The sequence below is a fragment of the Numidum massiliense genome (assembly GCF_001375555.1).
GTDB lineage: Bacteria > Bacillota > Bacilli > Thermoactinomycetales > Novibacillaceae > Numidum > Numidum massiliense.
In genome coordinates this window covers 3,203,394-3,222,787 of the sequence record NZ_CTDZ01000009.1, presented here as the reverse complement: position 1 = coordinate 3,222,787, position 19,394 = coordinate 3,203,394, and the positions used below count along the sequence as shown (strand labels likewise).

18 protein-coding genes are annotated in these 19,394 nt (G+C 50.8%); 7 read left to right on the top strand and 11 right to left on the bottom strand.

What is annotated here, in order from left to right; genetic code table 11:
* Positions 1–275: 275 nt before the first annotated feature.
* The 11 genes from BN1247_RS15140 to rpmH all read right to left on the bottom strand — a co-directional run bounded on the left by BN1247_RS15140 (position 276) and on the right by rpmH (position 9,883).
* The gene (locus tag BN1247_RS15140) at positions 276–1,130 is read right to left on the bottom strand and encodes a ParB/RepB/Spo0J family partition protein (RefSeq protein WP_054951111.1); all 855 of its coding nucleotides are present in this window, start codon (positions 1,128–1,130) and stop codon (positions 276–278) included.
* On the bottom strand, positions 1,123–1,884 hold the full coding sequence (locus tag BN1247_RS15135; protein ID WP_054951110.1) for a ParA family protein: 762 nt from the start codon (positions 1,882–1,884) through the stop codon (positions 1,123–1,125). Before BN1247_RS15135 ends, BN1247_RS15140 begins: the two co-directional genes overlap by 8 nt.
* Before the next feature lie 141 nt (positions 1,885–2,025).
* Positions 2,026–2,850: a nucleoid occlusion protein gene (gene noc / locus BN1247_RS15130; RefSeq protein ID WP_054951109.1), complete on the bottom strand. Its 825-nt coding sequence runs from the start codon at positions 2,848–2,850 to the stop codon at positions 2,026–2,028.
* Positions 2,851–3,042: 192 nt separating this feature from the next.
* The gene (gene rsmG / locus BN1247_RS15125; protein WP_054951108.1) at positions 3,043–3,768 is read right to left on the bottom strand and encodes a 16S rRNA (guanine(527)-N(7))-methyltransferase RsmG; all 726 of its coding nucleotides are present in this window, start codon (positions 3,766–3,768) and stop codon (positions 3,043–3,045) included.
* On the bottom strand, positions 3,758–5,644 hold the full coding sequence (gene mnmG / locus BN1247_RS15120; protein ID WP_054951107.1) for a tRNA uridine-5-carboxymethylaminomethyl(34) synthesis enzyme MnmG: 1,887 nt from the start codon (positions 5,642–5,644) through the stop codon (positions 3,758–3,760). The genes rsmG and mnmG overlap by 11 nt, the downstream gene beginning before the upstream one ends.
* A gap of 12 nt (positions 5,645–5,656) precedes the next feature.
* Positions 5,657–7,039 (bottom strand): tRNA uridine-5-carboxymethylaminomethyl(34) synthesis GTPase MnmE, encoded by a 1,383-nt coding sequence (gene mnmE, locus BN1247_RS15115; RefSeq protein ID WP_054951106.1) that lies wholly within the window; start codon positions 7,037–7,039, stop codon positions 5,657–5,659.
* Between the two features lie 694 nt (positions 7,040–7,733).
* Positions 7,734–8,360, bottom strand: coding sequence for an RNA-binding cell elongation regulator Jag/EloR (gene jag, locus BN1247_RS15110; RefSeq protein WP_054951105.1), 627 nt, complete (start codon positions 8,358–8,360; stop codon positions 7,734–7,736).
* On the bottom strand, positions 8,357–9,109 hold the full coding sequence (yidC, locus tag BN1247_RS15105; protein WP_390622051.1) for a membrane protein insertase YidC: 753 nt from the start codon (positions 9,107–9,109) through the stop codon (positions 8,357–8,359). The genes jag and yidC overlap by 4 nt, the downstream gene beginning before the upstream one ends.
* 16 nt (positions 9,110–9,125) lie before the next feature.
* The gene (gene yidD, locus BN1247_RS15100; protein ID WP_054951104.1) at positions 9,126–9,335 is read right to left on the bottom strand and encodes a membrane protein insertion efficiency factor YidD; all 210 of its coding nucleotides are present in this window, start codon (positions 9,333–9,335) and stop codon (positions 9,126–9,128) included.
* A gap of 9 nt (positions 9,336–9,344) precedes the next feature.
* Positions 9,345–9,695, bottom strand: a complete 351-nt coding sequence (gene rnpA / locus BN1247_RS15095) for a ribonuclease P protein component (protein WP_054951103.1) — start codon at positions 9,693–9,695, stop codon at positions 9,345–9,347.
* Positions 9,696–9,748: 53 nt separating this feature from the next.
* Positions 9,749–9,883 carry a 50S ribosomal protein L34 gene (rpmH, locus tag BN1247_RS15090; protein WP_054951102.1) on the bottom strand — a complete coding sequence of 45 codons (135 nt, stop codon included), beginning with the start codon at positions 9,881–9,883 and terminating at the stop codon, positions 9,749–9,751.
* A 618-nt stretch (positions 9,884–10,501) separates the two neighbouring features.
* Between rpmH and dnaA the strand changes: the two genes are divergently transcribed.
* The 7 genes from dnaA (at position 10,502) to gyrA (ending at position 19,364) form a co-directional block, all read left to right on the top strand.
* Positions 10,502–11,848, top strand: a complete 1,347-nt coding sequence (dnaA, locus tag BN1247_RS15085; RefSeq protein WP_054951688.1) for a chromosomal replication initiator protein DnaA — start codon at positions 10,502–10,504, stop codon at positions 11,846–11,848.
* Between the two features lie 266 nt (positions 11,849–12,114).
* A complete protein-coding gene (gene dnaN, locus BN1247_RS15080) occupies positions 12,115–13,251 on the top strand; it encodes a DNA polymerase III subunit beta (RefSeq protein WP_054951101.1) in 1,137 nt (378 codons plus the stop codon).
* 13 nt (positions 13,252–13,264) lie between these two features.
* Positions 13,265–13,483: a S4 domain-containing protein YaaA gene (gene yaaA / locus BN1247_RS15075; RefSeq protein ID WP_054951100.1), complete on the top strand. Its 219-nt coding sequence runs from the start codon at positions 13,265–13,267 to the stop codon at positions 13,481–13,483.
* Between the two features lie 11 nt (positions 13,484–13,494).
* Positions 13,495–14,604 (top strand): DNA replication/repair protein RecF, encoded by a 1,110-nt coding sequence (gene recF / locus BN1247_RS15070; protein WP_054951099.1) that lies wholly within the window; start codon positions 13,495–13,497, stop codon positions 14,602–14,604.
* A complete protein-coding gene (remB, locus tag BN1247_RS15065; RefSeq protein WP_054951098.1) occupies positions 14,604–14,837 on the top strand; it encodes an extracellular matrix regulator RemB in 234 nt (77 codons plus the stop codon). The genes recF and remB overlap by 1 nt, the downstream gene beginning before the upstream one ends.
* A 27-nt stretch (positions 14,838–14,864) precedes the next feature.
* Complete coding sequence (gene gyrB, locus BN1247_RS15060; protein WP_054951097.1) at positions 14,865–16,793, top strand: DNA topoisomerase (ATP-hydrolyzing) subunit B; 1,929 nt, start codon at positions 14,865–14,867, stop codon at positions 16,791–16,793.
* Positions 16,794–16,817: 24 nt separating this feature from the next.
* Entirely contained in the window at positions 16,818–19,364 is a 2,547-nt protein-coding gene (gene gyrA, locus BN1247_RS15055; RefSeq protein ID WP_054951096.1) for a DNA gyrase subunit A, read from the top strand.
* The last annotated feature ends 30 nt before the right edge of the window (positions 19,365–19,394 follow it).

The window sequence follows — 19,394 nt, the reverse complement described above, 5'->3', positions numbered from 1 at the left end:
ACAAGCCAAATATACCTTACATACTACACCCTTCTCGACAAGAAAAAAAGACGTCGTTCAGCGTTCACATCGTGAAACGGACATACGCGGTGCGATGCCGTACAAAGCGTCGCATAGCAAAAGAAGAATAACTGCCGCCCGTATGCGTACCGATTAACGCCTAATCGTAAGACGTCATTCGCACGCTTTAAGTTGCAATTTTTTTCGCGAAAAAATTTTTTGTTGCAAGTTCTAAGAGCAAACTTTTCTGGTACACACGTACAGTTCGGCATCAATTAATGCTTGTCCGATAGGAGCTCGATGAGCCGCTCCAAGTCGCGGCGGGAAAAAAACTCGATCTCGATTTTCCCTTTATTCTTTCCTTCGTGAATGCGTACTGCCGTGCCTAACGTCGTCCGCAAGTTTTCTTCATAGCTTTGTAGCGCATAGTCGCGCGTTACTTTGCGCTTCGTTTTTTGATCTTTCCTTCGTTGTGCTTCGTTAATGCGGGCAATCCACTCTTCTAGCTGCCGCACACTCGCCTGTTCTTGCTTTACTTTACTGGCAAGCGCCTTTTGTTGTTCCAAATCTTTGATCGCTAACAAGGCGCGGGCATGTCCCATCGTCAATGTTCCACGTGAAACATCTTCGCGCAATGAAGCGGGTAACTGTAGCAACCGTAAAAAATTTGTGACATGCGGGCGGCTCTTCCCTACCTTTAGCGCGAGTTCCTCTTGTGTTAAGGAGAATTCTTGCATTAGCTTTTGGTAAGCATTGGCGACTTCAATCGGATTGAGATCTTCGCGCTGCAAGTTTTCGATCAGCGCGATTTCCATCACCTGTTTATCGCTAAACGATTTAACGACGACCGGTACCGACTCCAAGCTTGCACGTACCGCGGCGCGATAGCGGCGTTCACCGGCTACGATTTCGTACCCTTTAATTGATTGGCGCACGACTAGCGGCTGGACAATGCCGTGCACCCGAATCGAGGCGACCAATTCTTCCAGCGCCTCTTCGGAAAAATGTTTGCGCGGCTGGTACGGGTTCGGTCTAAGCTCGTCGACCGCTACCTCAGTCACGTTGTCATCTTCCGCGATGTCCAACGTCGGAATTAACGCGTCTAAACCTTTCCCCAACCGTTTACTCACGCGCAATCACTTCCTTTGCCAAATCCATATAACTTTCGGCGCCGCGTGAACGCGGGTCATACGTAATAATCGATTTTCCATGACTCGGCGCCTCACTTAGACGGACGTTACGCGGAATAACGGTGCGGTACACTTTGTTTTGAAAATACTTTTTCACTTCGTCAACGACTTGAATGCCTAAATTAGTGCGTGCATCAAACATCGTCAATAACACACCTTCAATTTGCAGTTCCTTGTTCAAATGTCGCTGCACAAGGCGAATCGTGTTTAACAATTGACTGAGACCTTCTAATGCGTAATACTCACACTGAATCGGAATTAAAATCGAATCTGCAGCAGTTAAGGAATTAATCGTGAGCACACCTAGTGACGGCGGACAATCAATAATGACATAATCGTAAGAATCGCTAACGATCTGCAAAGCCCGCTTTAAGCGCACCTCGCGCGACACCGTCGGCACGAGTTCAATTTCTGCCCCGGCGAGTTGAATCGTCGCAGGGATCACTTCTAAGTTGGGCAAGAGTGTCGGAAGAATCACGTCTAGCGGGTTCGCGTCGTTAATGAGTATATCGTAAATGCACTGCTCAACTTCTGCCTTGTTAATTCCAATCCCACTCGTCGTATTGCCCTGCGGGTCAATATCTACGAGCAATATTTTTTTCCCTTGCGAGGCGAGACTCGCCCCCAAATTAATAGCTGTCGTCGTTTTACCGACTCCGCCTTTTTGATTCGCAACGGCAATCACTTTAGACAACTGTTTCACCTCTCTACCGTTAAGCAACTTACTTCCACTGAACGGGAATGATATGATGTCACTACCATCATATAACGAGAAAAGCGTTCTCGAGTCACCATCATTTAGTAAAAAACGAAAATAGAATGAACCGGTCCGTTCCTATTTCGGAATTTTTATGACGAATTGGATGTAGTTGTCGAACTCTTTCTCGTCGGTTGACACCTCGAACCCCGTCTTCGCAATCATATCTACTGATTGGCGAATCGTATTGAGCGCTAACCGCGTGTCGCGCGAAATGGCGGAGCGTTTCTTACGTTTCTTATTGCCGCGTTGTTGCTCTCGCAACTGCTGAACGCGTTTTTCCGTTTGCTTGACGTTTAACTCTTTTTCTATGATCTCTTTTAACATACTTTCTTGCATTTGTGCATCGTCCAGGGCGAGTAACGCCCGTGCGTGCCGCTCCGTCAGTTTTCGCTGCATCAACGCATCTTGCACGACTTGCGACAGTGCGAGTAAGCGCAGTTTATTTGCTATCGTCGACTGACCTTTACCTAACCGTTGCGCAAGACTTTCTTGTGTGAGGCCGTGCAAGTCGATTAACTGGCGATAAGCGATCGCTTCCTCGATCGCCGTTAACCCTTCACGTTGTAAGTTTTCTATAAGTGCCATCGAAGCCGCTTGGCTATCGTTAAACTCGCGGACAATACCGGGTATACTCTCTAATTCTAGTTTTTTTACCGCTCGCAGCCGCCTCTCGCCGGCGATCAACTCATACCTGTCGCCTTTTTTACGCACGACGATCGGCTGGATGATGCCGTGAGTGCGGATCGTTTGACACAGTTCTTCCAGTTTGTCGTCGTTAAACACCGTGCGCGGCTGATATGGGCTCGGATCAATGAGTTCAACCGACAGTTGCACGACGTGTTCTTCTGTCCGTCCGCCATTCGTTTGCGATCCAAACCATCGTGCAAACGGTTCTTTCATCACCGTATACCACCTACTTTCCCTTCCCCTAACTATTCGTCATTTTACCTTATTTCCCTGCTAACGGAAAATGTTATGCTACGTCAATTATACGAGCCCGTTCGACAATGTTCCACGTGAAACATTGCGAAACGTGTCGATACATCGTTGAACGAGTCGAAAGGTGTCGTTTAAAGTAGATGTTTTTTTTTATTACAGTGGCGATTTCGCTGGCGTACCCGGTTGGCGTGGATATTTTTTCGGCGTGACGTGCTCCTTTGTAATCGTAATGATTGCTCGGCTACCGAGCTGTTCCGGCAACGCAAGAGTTTGCGTGTTGCTCACCCGGCCGCCGAGTCGCGCAATCGCCCGCTCCGCTTCGTGCAATTCTTCTTCATAAGCGTCCGCTTTCATCGCTACAAACTGGCCACCGACGCGAGCAAAGGGCAGACAGTATTCACTTAACACGTTCAACCGTGCGACGGCACGCGCGGTGACGAGGTCAAACGCCTCGCGGTAATCGCCGTCTTGCCCGAGCGCTTCTGCGCGCGCGTGTACTGTCTGTACATCACTTAAAAGCAACTCCGTACACAGCTCGCGCAAAAAAGTGAGCCGTTTGTTTAACGAGTCGACAATCGTTACTTGCAGGTGAGGGAATGCAATTTTCAACGGCAAGCTAGGAAATCCAGCTCCCGAGCCGACATCGATCACGTAACGTACGTCGCTTACGCCTTGCCCAAAGGCGAGCGTCAGGGAATCGTAAAAATGTTTCCAATACACGTCTGGCCGCTCCGTAATCGCCGTCAAGTTCATTTTTTTGTTCCACTGGACGAGCAGTTCGTAATAACGCGCAAACTGGTCGCGCTGTAGAGCAGATAACTGAATCCCTTGCTCTTTCAGTCGCGCAGCAAATCGTTCTTCTAAATCGTCATGTCGCATTGTGAATACGCCCACCTTGTTCAATATATACGAGCAGGATGGAGATGTCAGCCGGATTAACGCCGGAAATGCGGCTCGCTTGGCCGATCGACACCGGTTGGATCCTCTTCAGTTTCTCTCGCGATTCCGAGGCGAGTCCGGAAATGCGGTCATAGTCAACCCAATCCGGAATCCGCTTGTTCTCTAGCTTTTTCATCCGCTCCACTTGCAGCAACGATTTACGGATGTACCCTTCGTATTTGATCTGTACTTCTACTTGTTCTTGTACGTCGTCACCGAGTGGTTGCTCTGGCGGACTCATTTGCGCGATGTGCGTGTATTTCACTTCTGGCCGCCTGAGCAGGCTCGCCAGAGGGACAGCGTTGTCCAACCGTTTGGAATCAATTCTTTCCAAAATCGCTTGTACTTCCGGCTCCGGACGCACTTTCGTCTCTTGCAGTCGCTGAAGTTCCGCCTCAACTGCCGCCTTCTTTTGCTGAAAGCGCACGTAGCGCTCTTCTTTAATTAAGCCGATCCGATAGCCGATGTCCGTCAGGCGCCAGTCGGCGTTATCGTGCCGGAGCAACAGGCGAAATTCGGCACGCGACGTCAACAGTCGGTACGGCTCATTCGTCCCTTTGGTCACGAGGTCGTCAATCATAACGCCGATGTACGCCTCGGAACGGTCAAGGACGAGCGGTTCTTGCTTCTGTACTCGGCGCGCGGCGTTAATGCCCGCCATAATCCCTTGTCCGGCCGCCTCTTCATAACCTGACGTACCGTTGATTTGTCCGGCAGTAAACAAGTTTTTCACCCGTTTCGTCTCTAGCGACGGCCACAGTTGCGTCGGTACGATTGCGTCGTACTCAATCGCGTAGCCAGCGCGCATCATACGCACGTCCTCCATACCGGGGACGGTGCGCAACATGCGCTGTTGCACTTCTTCCGGCAAGCTCGTCGACAGCCCTTGCACGTACATTTCTGCCGTATGGCGCCCTTCCGGTTCCAAAAATACTTGGTGCCGGTTTTTGTCGGCGAAGCGGACGATCTTATCTTCGATCGACGGGCAGTAGCGCGGTCCCGTCCCTTCAATAATACCGGAATACATCGGCGCGCGATGCAAATTATCGCGAATGACTTGGTGCGTTTCCTCTTTCGTAAACGTGAGCCAACACGGCAACTGGTCTTGATTGAACGTCGTCGTCTCATAAGAAAACGCGCGCGGTTCCTCGTCCCCTGGCTGAACCTCCATTTTATCAAAATCGATACTGTCCCGATGCACGCGCGGCGGCGTCCCCGTCTTAAAGCGGACGAGGTCAAAACCGAGCGCCTGTAAATTATACGATAAATTAATCGAAGGCTGCTGGTTGTTTGGGCCGCTTTCGTAGGCCAATTCCCCGAGAATCACCTTGCCGCGCAAGTACGTGCCCGTCGTTAATACGACCGCTTCCGCTGTGTACGTCGCACCTGTCTTCGTAAGGACTCCTTTCACGGTACCGTCCTCGACAATTAACTCTTCGACCATCGCTTGCCGCAACAACAAATTAGGTTCGCTTTCCAGCGTCCCTTTCATCACCTGTTGATACAAAAATTTATCCGCCTGGGCGCGCAAGGCGCGCACTGCTGGCCCTTTACCGGTGTTGAGCATGCGAATTTGAATATATGTCTGGTCGATATTGCGCGCCATCTCGCCGCCGAGCGCATCAATTTCGCGCACGACGTGCCCTTTCGCCGGACCGCCGATCGACGGGTTACACGGCATGAACGCTATCGTGTCTAAACTGAGTGTCAATAGCAAGGTCGAGCAGCCCATGCGCGCCGCCGCCAGGGCAGATTCGCACCCGGCGTGGCCAGCGCCGATGACGATGACGTCAAAATGGCCACCTTCGTATGACATCGTAAAGCCCCCTTATTTCCCGAGACAAAATTGAGAAAACAGTTGGTCGACGAGATCTTCGGCCACTGTATCGCCAATGATTTCGCCGAGTAATTCCCACGTGCGCCGCAAATCGATTTGCACCATGTCAATCGGCATCTCTTGCCCGGCAGCAGCTAACGCTTCCTGTAAGCTGTCTAAAGCCTGCTCCAACAAGTGAATATGGCGCACGTTGCTAACGTAAACCGCATCGTCAGCCGCTAATTCACCGCCGAAGAACAATGCGGCGACCGCCTTTTCCAATTCTTCGATCCCTTCTTCGCGGCGTAGCGATAGGTGGACGAGCGGCGTTGTCTCCCCGGTGTACTGCTTAATGTCCGCATCGCTGAGCGCCTGTGGCAAGTCCATTTTATTTGCGATGACAATCCCTTTCCGTTCGCGCGTCAAAGTGAGCAGTCGCTCGTCTTCAGCGTTGAGCGGTGCACTGCTATCGACGACCACTAGTAACAAATCGGCGACCTCGAGCGCGCGCTCGGACCGTTCGACGCCGATCCGCTCGACGACGTCTTCCGTTTTGCGGATCCCGGCCGTATCGACTAGGTGCAGCGGCACGCCGCGCACGTTGACGTATTCTTCAATGACGTCCCGCGTCGTTCCGGGAATATCGGTTACAATCGCCCTATTTTCCTGCACTAACGCGTTGAGCAACGACGACTTCCCGACGTTCGGTCTGCCGATGATTGCCGTTTGAATACCTTCTCTTAAAATTTTACCTTGTTCTGCCGTACGAAGTAAACGGCCGATGTGGGCTTGGATCTCTTCTCCGGCCGTTAACACTAACTCGAACGTCACTTGTTCCGCATCGTATTCCGGGTAGTCGATATTCACTTCAATCGCTGCCAACAGCTCGAGAATGCGCTGTCGCAACGGCTGAACCATGCGCGACAGCTTCCCTTCCATCTGTCCGACTGCTTGTTTCGCCGCCCGGTCGGTCTTCGCGCGAATTAAGTCAATGACCGCCTCCGCCTGCGACAAATCGATGCGCCCGTTTAAAAAAGCGCGCTTCGTGAATTCGCCCGGTTCCGCCAAACGCGCCCCCGCGCGGAGCACTTCCTCTAAGACGCGCTTCACGGGAATAACGCCCCCGTGACAATTTATTTCAACGACATCTTCGCGCGTAAACGTCTTCGGACTCTTCATCACCGTCACCATCACTTCGTCCAACGTTTCCCCGCTCTCTGTCGCACAGATATGCCCATAATGAATCGTGTGGCTGTCCACAGTGGATAAGCGTTGTTTCCCTCGGAACACGCAATCCACGACGGCGATCGCTTCCGCTCCGCTTACGCGAATGATCGCGATGCCTCCCTCTCCCATCGGAGTGGCGACAGCCGCAATCGTATCTGTATCTAACATTCGTATTCACTCCACATTCAAACGATCCACAACTGTTGATATTAGTTTTTCCTAACAGTAAAGATTAACACATGTGGATAACAATTACCATGTACAAGCGCTATTTTATCCACAGGGCGGTCTGCTAAAATCTTTTCCTCTGGGGGCGCGTAGCAGCGGTTAGCGTGCTTTGTCTAACTGAGTGGCGAAGAAAAAACCTGCGCAAGGTTTTTTTTTGTATGGTGGGCTTTACGGTAACGGCCGCTAAATAATCGATCAGATCGCTTGTGATGGTCGCAACTTCTATTGACAAAAAGCGGCATGGGCGGCAACCGTAACAAGACTAGACCAGTGAACTGGATGAAACACTTTTAGTCAATTCTCCCTTGTGTATACTAATCGAGGAGACAAGGGCTGCTAGTCGTTCTTATTGGACGATTAATAATTTCAATATTTCCTTAGTAAAAAAGCCCTTTTGATCACCTCTTCACATTCTTTGCCGAAGAAAATCCCCGACGAGTCTTCGGTATTACAGCGCTTTCATTCTAATGATACACATTTGGCCGTCGCATAAAACGACAACGCCGCGCATTAAACAAGCGGAGAGACAAGACACGTAAGATAGCCCTTTAGCCCCTGTGACTTACAAAAAATGTTACCGCGTGTGTACACTTACTCCCTCACAACCTCCGCTTTCCCTTAAATCGGCTTGCCCTTACTTCCCTTCCCGCGGCGCGATGACAACCCGGCGGTACGGTTCGTCTCCTTCGCTGTACGTGGTCACTCCGCTGTGCTTTTGTACTTGCGTGTGAATGATTTTCCGCTCGAGCGGATTCATCGGCTCTAACCGTATTTCGCGGCGGTAACGCTTAACTTTTTCCACGAGGCGGTCGGCCAGCTTTTCCAACGCCTCTAGGCGCCGCTGGCGATAGTTCTCGGCGTCGAGTACAAAGCGCATGCGCCGCGCATGTGCCCGGTTGGCGACGATATTCGTTAAGTACTGGAGCGCGTCTAACGTCTGGCCGCGGCGGCCAATCACCATGCCAATATTGTCTCCTCGCAGATGTAAGACCGTGTGCGCGTCGTTATCTTCAGCGGACACATCGATCGCTAAGTTCATCTTCGACGTTACATCCTTCAAAAATGCGATCGCATCATGCAGCGGGTCGGCGATGCGCACGACTTCCACTTTCGCTTCCTTACTGCCGAAAAAACCGAGGAAGCCGCGAGAAGGCTCTTCGATGACGTGTACTTCGACCTTCTCGCGGACTGTATTTAATTGGGCCAGTGCCCGTTCGATCGCTTCTTCCACCGTTTTCCCTGAGGCCGTCACTTTATTCACTTGACAGCACCTTCCTTACGTCCATTGTACATGTCCCGGAGAAAGTAAGATTGCACCATTGTGAATAGGTTACCATATACCCAGTAAAGCGCAAGGGCAGACGGCAAGTTAATGGCTACGAACACGATGAACAGCGGCATGATCGTTAGCATCGCCTTCATTTGTGGGTTCGTATTGACGGTAATTAACTTTTGCTGTAAGTACGTCGTGATCCCAGCGACGACGGGCAAAATATAGTACGGGTCCGGACTCCCGAGTTGTAACCAGAGAAAACTCGCTTCACTAATGTGTGCATTACGCATAATCGCTTGGTAAAAAGCGATTAAAATCGGCATTTGCACGAGGAGCGGTAAACAGCCGGCGAGCGGATTGACGTTATGCTTTTGCATCAACTTCATCGTCTCTTCTTGCATTTTCTGCTGGTTGTTCCGGTATTTCTCCTGAATCTTTTTCATTTCCGGCTGAATCGCCTGCATTGCCTTTGAACTTTTTAGTTGCTTTACCGTCAGCGGCAATATAAGCAACCGTAATATAATCGTGACAACTAAAATGGAAAGCCCGTATATGTTAAACAGTAATTTGGCAAACCATTCTAAAGCTAAGTTTAACGGGTAAACGAAAAAGCGATCCCAAAAACCGTTGTTCGGGTCAATTTCTTTCTTCTGCAAATCTGCCGTCGAACACCCTGCCATAACGACGGCGAAGCAAATAATGAGTGTAATCGCGACATACCGCTTTCGTCGTAACAAAAGTCACCACTCCTCGTTAAGGTACACGATCTATTCCGCCCGGATGAAACGGGTGACACTTACAAATCCGCTTAAAAGCTAGCCAACCGCCTTTGAACGCGCCGTAGCGCGCAATCGCTTCATAAGCGTACGCGGAACACGTCGGATAAAACCGACATGTCGGCGGTTTTAACGGTGAGAGCACTTTGCGGTAAAAGTTAATGAGCAGAAGCATGACAGTACGCATAAAAACCCCTCACTTCCCACGTGTAAAAAGTAGGGATTTCTTCAATACATGGTGTAAACTTTGCTCGACGCGCCCGTAGCTTAAGTCGACCGCAGCACCGCGGGCAATGACGACAATGTCGTATTCAGGCGCGAGTTGCCCCACCCACTGCCGCACGACCTCTTTCACCAAACGCTTCACGCGGTTGCGGTCGACGGCGCGCTTTGCGACCTTTTTACTGACGGAAACACCGACCCGCACTGACGTTTGACCATTCTTTTTCAGGGCGTACACGACAAAGTGACGGTTGGCAACCGATCTTCCGTATTTAAACACGCGCTGAAAATCACGCCGTTTTCTGAGGCGATATTGCTGCTGCATGAACGATCGTCATCCTCACACAAAATGAAAATAGGCCACTTAAAAACGGTGGCCTAGGCAGATAACACTTTTCTTCCTTTGCGGCGACGGTTCTTAATGACTTTACGACCGTTTTTTGTACTCATCCGCTTGCGAAAACCGTGTACTTTGTGACGCTTCCGTACATTCGGCTGAAATGTGCGTTTCACCTGGGTCGGCACCTCCCTCGTCGACACTAAAAATCCAATATGAACGTATCATACATTTTCAGTAGACAGTCTCACATATTATAACGAGCATACTTTTTCTTTGTCAAGGCAAGCGACCTCCCTTGCCACCCACAATTTATTGACACCTTACTTTTCCTCTTGTGGACAATCTTCGACACCCTTTCCTCATTTTCGACAGCTAGTCAAACAGTTATTCACAAAATATAGTGGTGTGGATAACGCGCGCCCACTACTTGTAGATAACTGTACGAGAACAGGTGTATTCATTGCAGCAGCAAGGTTAATCTGATATGATTAACTTACTTTTGCCATGTGGAAAACCGGAAAATACCTGCTTTTATTCACAGGCTGTGGATAACGTTGTGGACAAGTGCGGCGGGATGTGTATATTTTGAGGCACACTATGTGCATATTTCGATACACTATATAAACGTAACCGCCATTCCGATCGGCACTGGATTGGCACTGAAAGTAAAAATATTTTACGGCCGCAGTTAGTTACTACATATTTGGGTGACACTCCTAAATCGTAAGCCGCACGCTGCGGCTTAATTCTTCATGGGAAAATTGGGGAAAGGAGCAAGGCACATGCAACCTATGGCCGAAACAGTTGAACAGCTGTGGCATGAAACGTTACAGGCCATTGAAGGTAAGGTGAGTAAACCGAGTTTCGATACGTGGCTCGCGCAAACGAAAGTAGTCACGTACGAAGACGGCACCCTCATTATCGGAACGCCGAATATATTTGTACGCAATTGGTTAGCGAAACATTACATCGCGTTTATTCAAGACACGATCGAAGAATTGACCGGCATGAAAATCGACATCAAATTTATCATTCCGGAAGAAGAAACGTCGCCACAAACTGAGCGCTCGAAACCACAACTGCCGCCGCGCCCGCTACCGGACGACGAACACCGCAACATGTTTAACTCTAAGTATACGTTCGATACGTTTGTCGTCGGCGACGGAAATATTTTCGCGCACGCCGCCTCCCTCGCTGTCGCAGAGGCGCCGGCAAAATCGTACAACCCGCTCTTTATTTACGGCGGAGTCGGACTTGGAAAAACGCATCTCATGCACGCGATCGGCCATTACGTGCGCGACCACACCCCGGAAGCGAAAATCGTGTACTTGTCGTCGGAAAAATTTACGAACGAATTTATTAACGCCATCCGCGACAACAATCCGGTCGAGTTTCGCAACAAATACCGCAACATCGACGTCTTGTTGATCGACGACATTCAATTTCTCGCTGGCAAAGAGCAAACGCAAGAGGAATTTTTCCATACGTTTAATACGTTGCACGAGGAAGGAAAACAAATCGTCATCTCGAGCGACCGTCCACCGAAGGAAATCCCGACATTAGAGGATCGGTTACGCTCCCGGTTCGAATGGGGACTCATTACCGATATCCAGCCCCCAGACTTAGAGACGCGCATCGCTATCTTGCGCAAGAAGGCAAAAGCGGAAGGATTCGTTATTTCTAACGACGTCATGGTGTACATCGCCAATCAAATCGACACGAACATTCGCGAACTCGAGGGAGCACTTATTCGCATCGTCGCCTATTCTTCGCTCACCAACCGGGAGATCAACGTCGAGCTCGCCGCCGAAGCACTTAAAGATATTATCCCGGCAAATCGGCCGAAAGTAGTTACCATTCACGACATTCAACGTGTCGTGAGTGACTACTACAAACTGCGCGTCGAAGACATGAAGGCGAAGCGGCGCACGCGTACCGTCGTTTTCCCACGGCAAATCGCGATGTATCTCTCGCGCGAGTTGACCGACTTTTCCTTGCCGAAAATCGGGGAAGAATTCGGCGGACGCGACCATACGACCGTTATTCACGCGTATGACAAGATCGCTAAACAACGTCAGAGCGATGCGGAATTGAACCAGGCGATCCACACGTTGACCGAAAGTATTAAAAACGGCTAAAAGGCTAGGTAACCGGGTAACCGGGCAACACTTTTAAAAGGTGATGTACGTGCCCGACGCCACCGGACGGCGTTATGCACAAGTCGGAAAATGTGCATAAGCACGCACTTTTATACACAGGTTATCCCCAGCCTGTGTATATCGGCATTTCCTAGCATTTTGCGTGTTATCCACATACTCACAGCGCCTATGACTATTACTACTGTTTTATTAAAGATTTATTAATATATGTCGCGATCATTCATTATTAGGAGGCTCTTTTTTTGATGAAATTCTCGATACGAAAACAACCGCTCGTCGAAGCTGTATCCCACGTAACAATTGCCGTATCCGCGCAGACGACGACACCGATCTTGACCGGGATTAAACTGACAGTCGAAGAGTCACACTGCACATTGACGGCTAGTGATTCAAACATTTCTGTACAAGTGGAAATACCGCAAACGATTGATGACGATCCTGTACTCGAAGTTGAACAAACGGGAAGTATCGTCCTTCCAGCGCGCCTGTTTTCGGAAATCGTCCGCAAGCTGCCGGGGCATACGGTGGAAATCGAAGTACATCCGCAATATACGACGACCATTCGCTCTGGCCAAGCAGATTTTCAGCTAAACGGCATGAACGCGAATGAATTTCCGCGCTTGCCGCGGCTGGTCGAAGACAAAGTATTCAGCCTCCCCAACCGTCTACTCAAGGCAATGATCCGGCAGACGTCATTTGCCGTGTCGACAACGGAATCGCGCCCGATTTTAACGGGCGTACTTTGGCAGCTTGAGGAAGGAAACCTGCGGTTTGTCGCCACTGACAGTCACCGCTTGGCGCAGCGAGACGCACAAGTAGAAGTAACGGGCGAGCACAGTTTTCACAACGTCGTCGTACCGGGAAAAAGTTTGTCGGATTTAAACAAAATATTGGAAGACGACGATGAGCTCGCCGACGTCGTTGTCGCCGATAACCAACTATTGGTTAAATCGAAACACATTTTGTTTTATTCGCGTTTGTTAGAGGGGAATTATCCCGACACGTCGCGCATTATTCCCCAATCGGGTAAAATAAAAATGGTGCTCGATACGCGCGAATTACTCAATTCGATCGACCGCGCAGCTGTTTTAACGAAAGCGGGCAAAGATAATGTGGTAAAATTAGAGACAGACGATCAGAAAGTCGAAATCTCGGCTCATACACCGGAAATCGGCAGAGTATCGGAATCGGTGCAAGTGAAGGAGATCGAAGGCGAACCGTTACACATCTCCTTTAACGCCAAATTTATGATGGATGTACTGCGCGTGCTTGACAGTGGGCAGATCCGCATCGAATTTATCGGTCCGATGGCGCCTTTCGTCATTGTACCAACCGACGGCGACCATTGCCTTTACTTAATCTTGCCTGTTCGCACGTATTAGGAGTGAGCGCAAAGTGGAACAATTTGTATTGGAGACTGCACACATCACGCTAGGGCAACTATTGAAACGGCTCGATATTATTCAAACAGGGGGACAAGCTAAGTGGTTTCTCCAAGAGCGAGAAGTACTTGTTAACGGTGAGACGGAATCCCGGCGCGGTCGTAAACTTGTCGCCGGAGATGTCGTAACAGTTGACGGTTGGGGGACAGTTTCCGTCGTCGCACCGTCGTAGGAGGAATCGCTTTGCGCGTGAACAGCTTACAACTCACTGATTTCCGCAACTACGAGTCGTTTTGTGGCGCGTTTCCCGAACAGGTTGTCATCTTTCGCGGTGCGAATGCGCAAGGAAAAACGAACGTACTAGAAGCGCTTTATTTGCTCGCCTTAGGCAAATCGCATCGGACGCACCGCGAACGCGAACTGATTCGCTGGCAGACCCCTTTTAGTATTCTGAAGGCGGAAATGGCGCGCGACGGTCGCACACACCGTTTGGAAGTCGTGCTTTCGGGCAAAGGTAAAAAAGTAAAGCGGAACGGAGTGGAACAACGCCGGCTATCGGACTATATCGGCACGCTGAACGCGGTCATGTTCGCGCCAGAGGACTTGGCTATCGTCAAAGGGAGTCCGGGCATGCGCCGCCGCTTTCTCGACGTCGCCATTAGTCAAGTAAAGCCGGCATACGTCCATCATTTATCGCGGTACAATCAAATACTCGCGCAGCGCAACAACTTGCTCAAAAATTTGCGGCGCACGTCCGGCGGCGAGGTTTTGTTAGAAGTGTTAAACGAGCAGCTCGTCGCATCCGGCGTGGAGGTTTTCTTGAAAAGAAGGCACTTTATTCGTAAACTAGAAACTTGGGCACAAACGATCCAGTCACAAATTACGAATGAACAAGAAACACTTGCACTCACCTACCGGACGTTTCTCGCAGAGGACGAAATAGAGCCAACCGAATTAGCAGATATGTACCACGAACAACTGAAAAAACGCCGAGCGAGCGAGCGGGAACGGGGGCTGACACTCGTCGGGCCACACCGCGACGACGTCGCCTTTGCGGTCAACGGCATCGATGTACAGACGTTCGGTTCGCAAGGGCAACAGCGGACGACCGCCCTTTCCTTAAAGCTAGCTGAAATAGAACTTATTTTTGAAGAGATTGGCGAGTACCCGATTTTACTTTTAGACGACGTATTATCTGAGCTAGACGAATCGCGGCAAACGCATTTACTGCAAACGATTCGGCAAAAAGTGCAAACATTCGTGACGACGACGAGTACTGCGGACATCCACGTCGGCGCGCTCAAGCAAGCCGCTATTTACGACGTGGAGAGTGGAAAGGTGAGGAAAGCGTAATGTATGTCGATATCGGCGGGACGACCGTCATCCAAGCAGATGCTGTTATTGCTGTGCTCTCGATCGATATCGAAAAGACAGCGCCGCTGCCACGGCACGCGTTTGGCGAACGGTATCGGTATTTAGCGGAAGCGGAAGAAATAAAGTCAATCGTGGTGACGAAGCGAGGGTTGTACTATTCACCCATTTCATCTTTCACGTTAAAGCGCCGATTGGAATCATCCATTTACTGACAAATGATATGGAGTAGGTGATACTCTTTGGGCAAAGAGCAAACACACGTGTACGACGAGTCACAAATTCAAGTGTTAGAAGGGTTGGAAGCTGTTCGCAAACGACCGGGGATGTACATCGGTTCGACGAGTAGCCGCGGCTTGCACCACTTAGTGTGGGAAGTCGTCGACAACGCGATTGACGAAGCGCTAGCTGGGCGCTGTGACCACATCGTCGTCACCGTCCACGAAGACGACAGTGTGAGCGTGACGGACAACGGTGCAGGAATCCCGACCGGCGTCCATGAAAAAACGGGCAAGTCGACGGTGGAAACGGTCATGACGATGTTACACGCCGGCGGTAAATTCGGTGGCGAAGGGTACAAAGTTTCCGGTGGATTGCACGGCGTCGGGGTGTCAGTCGTCAACGCCCTTTCCGCATCGCTTAAAGTGCGTGTAGAGCAAAAAGGAAACGTGTACGAGCAGCAGTACCGCCGCGGCGTGCCGATTAGTCCGCTAGAAGTCGTCGGGAAAACGAAAGCGCACGGTACGTGCGTCACGTTTAAACCCGATCCGGAAATTTTTACCGAAGTAACGGCATTCGACTACACCATTTTGCAAGGGCGGCTGCGCGAACTGGCCTTTCTGAACAGCGGTTTACGTATAACTGTGCGCGACGAACGCAAAGACGAAGAAGGCAAAGTGCGTGAAGACACGTACGCGTACGAAGGCGGGCTCAGTGAGTTCGTCACCTACTTAAACCGCAACCGCGACGTGCTGCATCAGAAACCGATCGTCGTCCAAGGGGAAAAAGAGGACGTCAGTATCGAAATCGCGATGCAGTACAACGACAGCTACACGTCGAATATATACTCGTTTGCGAACAACATTCACACGCACGAAGGCGGGACACACGAGTCGGGCTTTAAAGCGGCGTTGACGCGCGTCATTAACGATTATGCGCGCAAAAACAACTTGTTAAAAGAAAACGAAGCGAATTTAAGTGGAGACGACGTGCGCGAAGGGCTAACGGCGGTCATTAGCATTAAGCTACGCGAACCGCAATTCGAAGGACAGACAAAGACGAAACTCGGCAACAGTGAGGCGCGTTACATTACTGAATCACTGTTCGCAGAAGCGTTGTCCGAGTTTTTGCAGGAAAATCCGGCTGTGGCGAAAAAAGTAATCGATAAATCGCTCATGGCGGCGCGGGCGCGCGAAGCAGCACGTAAAGCGCGGGAGCTGACGCGGCGGAAAAGTGCCTTGGAAGTGAGCTCCTTACCGGGGAAATTAGCGGACTGCTCCTCGCGCGACGCGTCGATCAGTGAACTGTACATCGTTGAGGGGGACTCCGCCGGCGGTTCGGCCAAACAAGGGCGCGACCGCAAGTTTCAAGCGATCTTACCGCTTCGGGGTAAGGTTATTAACGTCGAGAAGGCGCGGTTAGACAAAATTTTGTCGAACAAAGAAATTCGCATGATTATCACCGCGCTCGGTACCGGCATAAGCGAAGACTTTGACCTTTCCAAAGCGCGTTACCACAAAATCATTATTATGACCGACGCTGACGTCGACGGGGCACACATACGCACGTTGTTGCTCACTTTCTTCTTTCGCTACATGCGCCCGCTCATCGAAGCAGGGTACGTGCTCATCGCGCAACCGCCGCTGTACAAAATCGAGCAGGGAAAATCAGTGTACTACGCGTACGACGACAAAGAAAAAGATCGCATCTTCGCGGAAATCGGCGAGCGTCCGCGACCCAACTTGCAACGGTATAAAGGTCTCGGGGAAATGAATCCCGAACAGTTGTGGGAAACGACGATGGATCCGGAAAACCGTACGTTGCTTAAAGTGAGTCTCGAAGACGCGATGGAAGCAGACGAAATTTTTGAGACGTTAATGGGCGATCGCGTCGCGCCGCGACGTGAGTTTATTCAGCAACACGCCAAAACAGTGCGCAATTTAGACGTATAGTACGAATGAGCGGAGGATTATTTCATGTCGGAACGTAACGAGCGAATTCTCGAAGTAAATATAAGTCAAGAAATGCGCCATTCGTTCATGGACTACGCGATGAGTGTCATCGTCAGTCGGGCGCTCCCCGACGTGCGCGACGGCCTTAAGCCGGTCCACCGCCGTATTTTGCACGCGATGAACGAATTGGGGGTGACCCCGGATAAGCCATACAAAAAATCGGCGCGTATCGTCGGGGAGGTCATCGGGAAATACCATCCGCACGGCGACGGTCCCGCTTATGAAACGATGGTGCGCTTGGCGCAAGATTTTTCTCAACGGTACACGTTAGTTGACGGGCACGGCAACTTTGGCTCGATCGACGGAGATGCCGCTGCGGCCCCCCGTTACACCGAAGCGCGCTTAGAAAAAATTGCCACCGAACTACTAAGGGATATTGGCAAAAACACCGTCGATTTCGGTCCTAACTACGACGGTGAGGAGCGAGAACCACACGTACTGCCGGCGCGCTTTCCAAACTTACTCGTCAACGGGACGTCGGGAATCGCCGTCGGCATGGCGACAAACATTCCACCACACAATTTAGGTGAAGTGATCGACGGAGTCGTCCACCTCATCGACGCCCCGGATGCGACGGTCGACGAATTGGCCAAACATATTAAAGGGCCAGACTTTCCTACCGGGGCTCTCATTCTCGGTATGAAGGGGATTCGCGAAGCGTACGCTACCGGGCGCGGTAGTATCGTCATGCGCGCTAAGGCGTTTATCGAAGAGGCGAAGAGCGGTAAAAGCAAGATCATTGTCGAAGAAATCCCGTACCTAGTGAATAAAGCGCGTCTCATTGAGCGGATTGCCGAACTCGTGCGCGAGAAAAAGATAGAAGATATTACCGACTTGCGCGATGAATCGGACCGCGACGGACTCCGCATTGTCATCGAAGTGCGACGTGACGCCAACCCGCAAGTCGTGCTCAATAACTTGTATAAGCAAACGGCGTTACAATCGAGTTTCGGCGTCAACATGATCGCTCTCGTAAACGGCGAACCTCGCATGTTGAACTTGCGCGACGCTCTCTACCACTATTTGGAGCACCAAAAAGACGTCATCCGGCGGCGTACGCAATTCGATCTCGATAAAGCACTCGCACGCGCCCACATTTTAGAAGGCTTGCGCATCGCGCTCGATAACTTGGACGAAGTGATTCGCTTAATTCGCGGCTCTAAGACGACGGAAGAAGCGAGAACAGTCTTAATGAATCGCTTCGATTTGTCGGAAAAACAAGCACAAGCGATTCTCGACATGCGGTTGCAGCGCCTAACAGGCCTGGAGCGGGAAAAAATCGAAGCGGAATACGCCGAACTGCAACAAACGATTAGCGAATTACGGGCGATTCTCGCTGACGAACTGAAGATCCTCGCCGTCATCCGCGAAGAATTACTCGCCGTTAAGGAACAGTACGCGGATGAGCGGCGCACGCGTATTACGTACGATCCAGGCGACATCGAGATGGAAGACCTCATACCGGAAGAGGAAGTCGCCGTTCTTCTGACTCACAGCGGCTATACGAAGCGGATGCCGCTATCGACGTACCGCAGTCAGAAGCGCGGCGGGCGCGGCATGAGCGGGATGGGAACGAAAGAAGACGACTTCGTCGAACAGATGATCATTACCAACTCGCACAATTACATTTTATTTTTCTCAAACCTCGGCAAGGTATACCGCCTAAAGGCGTACGAAATACCGGAGATGGGGCGCGCTGCGCGCGGCACGCCGATTATCAACTTAATTCAAATCGAGCGTGGTGAATACATCGAAGCAATTATTCCCGTCACCCAATTCTCTGAGGAGCTGTTCTTGTTTTTCGCTACCCGTCACGGTATCGTGAAAAAAACGCGGCTCGTCGACTATACGAATATCCGCAAAGCAGGCCTCATTGCGATCAACTTGCGCGAAGGCGACGAACTGATCGACGTGCGACTCACGGACGGCGACCGAGAAATCATTATGGGTACGGCGCACGGGCAATCGATTCGCTTCTCGGAAAAAAACGTGCGCACGATGGGCCGCAACGCAACGGGCGTCAAAGGGATTACTTTGTCCGCTGGAGACAAAGTCGTCGGGATGGATATCGTCAAAGAAGACGCACACGTCCTCGTCGTCACTACAGGCGGTTACGGCAAGCGGACGTCTTTGGACGAGTACCGTTTGCAAACGCGCGGAGGTAAAGGGATCAAAACACTCAACATCACCAAACGTAACGGTGAAATCGTCGGGATAAAGGTCATTTTAGAAGACGACGATTTAATGATCGTCACTGAAGCGGGCGTTATCATTCGACAGTCAGTGAACGGAATTTCTGTCATGGGCCGCAATACGCAAGGGGTGAAGTTGATCGCCCTGAAAGACGAGGAACAGGTTGCGACGATTGCTCGCGTTGAAGAGATGGACAATCGGGTGGAAGAGGCGAACGCCCATGACGGTAAAGACGTAAGTGAAGGCGAACAGGACGAAGAAGATCCGATTGACGGGGAACAGTCTCGGTATGAGGACGGATCCGACCGCGACGAGTAGATTGTCATTAACGGAGATGTAGTCGTGAGC

What these genes read in the sequence shown, in the direction of transcription:
- yidD (WP_054951104.1), bottom strand. Translation starts at nt 9,335, where the DNA reads ATGCGTACTGTCATGCTTCTGCTCATTAACTTTTACCGCAAAGTGCTC.
- rsmG (WP_054951108.1), bottom strand. Translation starts at nt 3,768, where the DNA reads ATGCGACATGACGATTTAGAAGAACGATTTGCTGCGCGACTGAAAGAG.
- mnmE (WP_054951106.1), bottom strand. Translation starts at nt 7,039, where the DNA reads ATGTTAGATACAGATACGATTGCGGCTGTCGCCACTCCGATGGGAGAG.
- dnaA (WP_054951688.1), top strand. Translation starts at nt 10,502, where the DNA reads ATGGCCGAAACAGTTGAACAGCTGTGGCATGAAACGTTACAGGCCATT.
- gyrA (WP_054951096.1), top strand. Translation starts at nt 16,818, where the DNA reads ATGTCGGAACGTAACGAGCGAATTCTCGAAGTAAATATAAGTCAAGAA.
- rnpA (WP_054951103.1), bottom strand. Translation starts at nt 9,695, where the DNA reads ATGCAGCAGCAATATCGCCTCAGAAAACGGCGTGATTTTCAGCGCGTG.
- dnaN (WP_054951101.1), top strand. Translation starts at nt 12,115, where the DNA reads ATGAAATTCTCGATACGAAAACAACCGCTCGTCGAAGCTGTATCCCAC.
- noc (WP_054951109.1), bottom strand. Translation starts at nt 2,850, where the DNA reads ATGAAAGAACCGTTTGCACGATGGTTTGGATCGCAAACGAATGGCGGA.
- mnmG (WP_054951107.1), bottom strand. Translation starts at nt 5,644, where the DNA reads ATGTCATACGAAGGTGGCCATTTTGACGTCATCGTCATCGGCGCTGGC.
- remB (WP_054951098.1), top strand. Translation starts at nt 14,604, where the DNA reads ATGTATGTCGATATCGGCGGGACGACCGTCATCCAAGCAGATGCTGTT.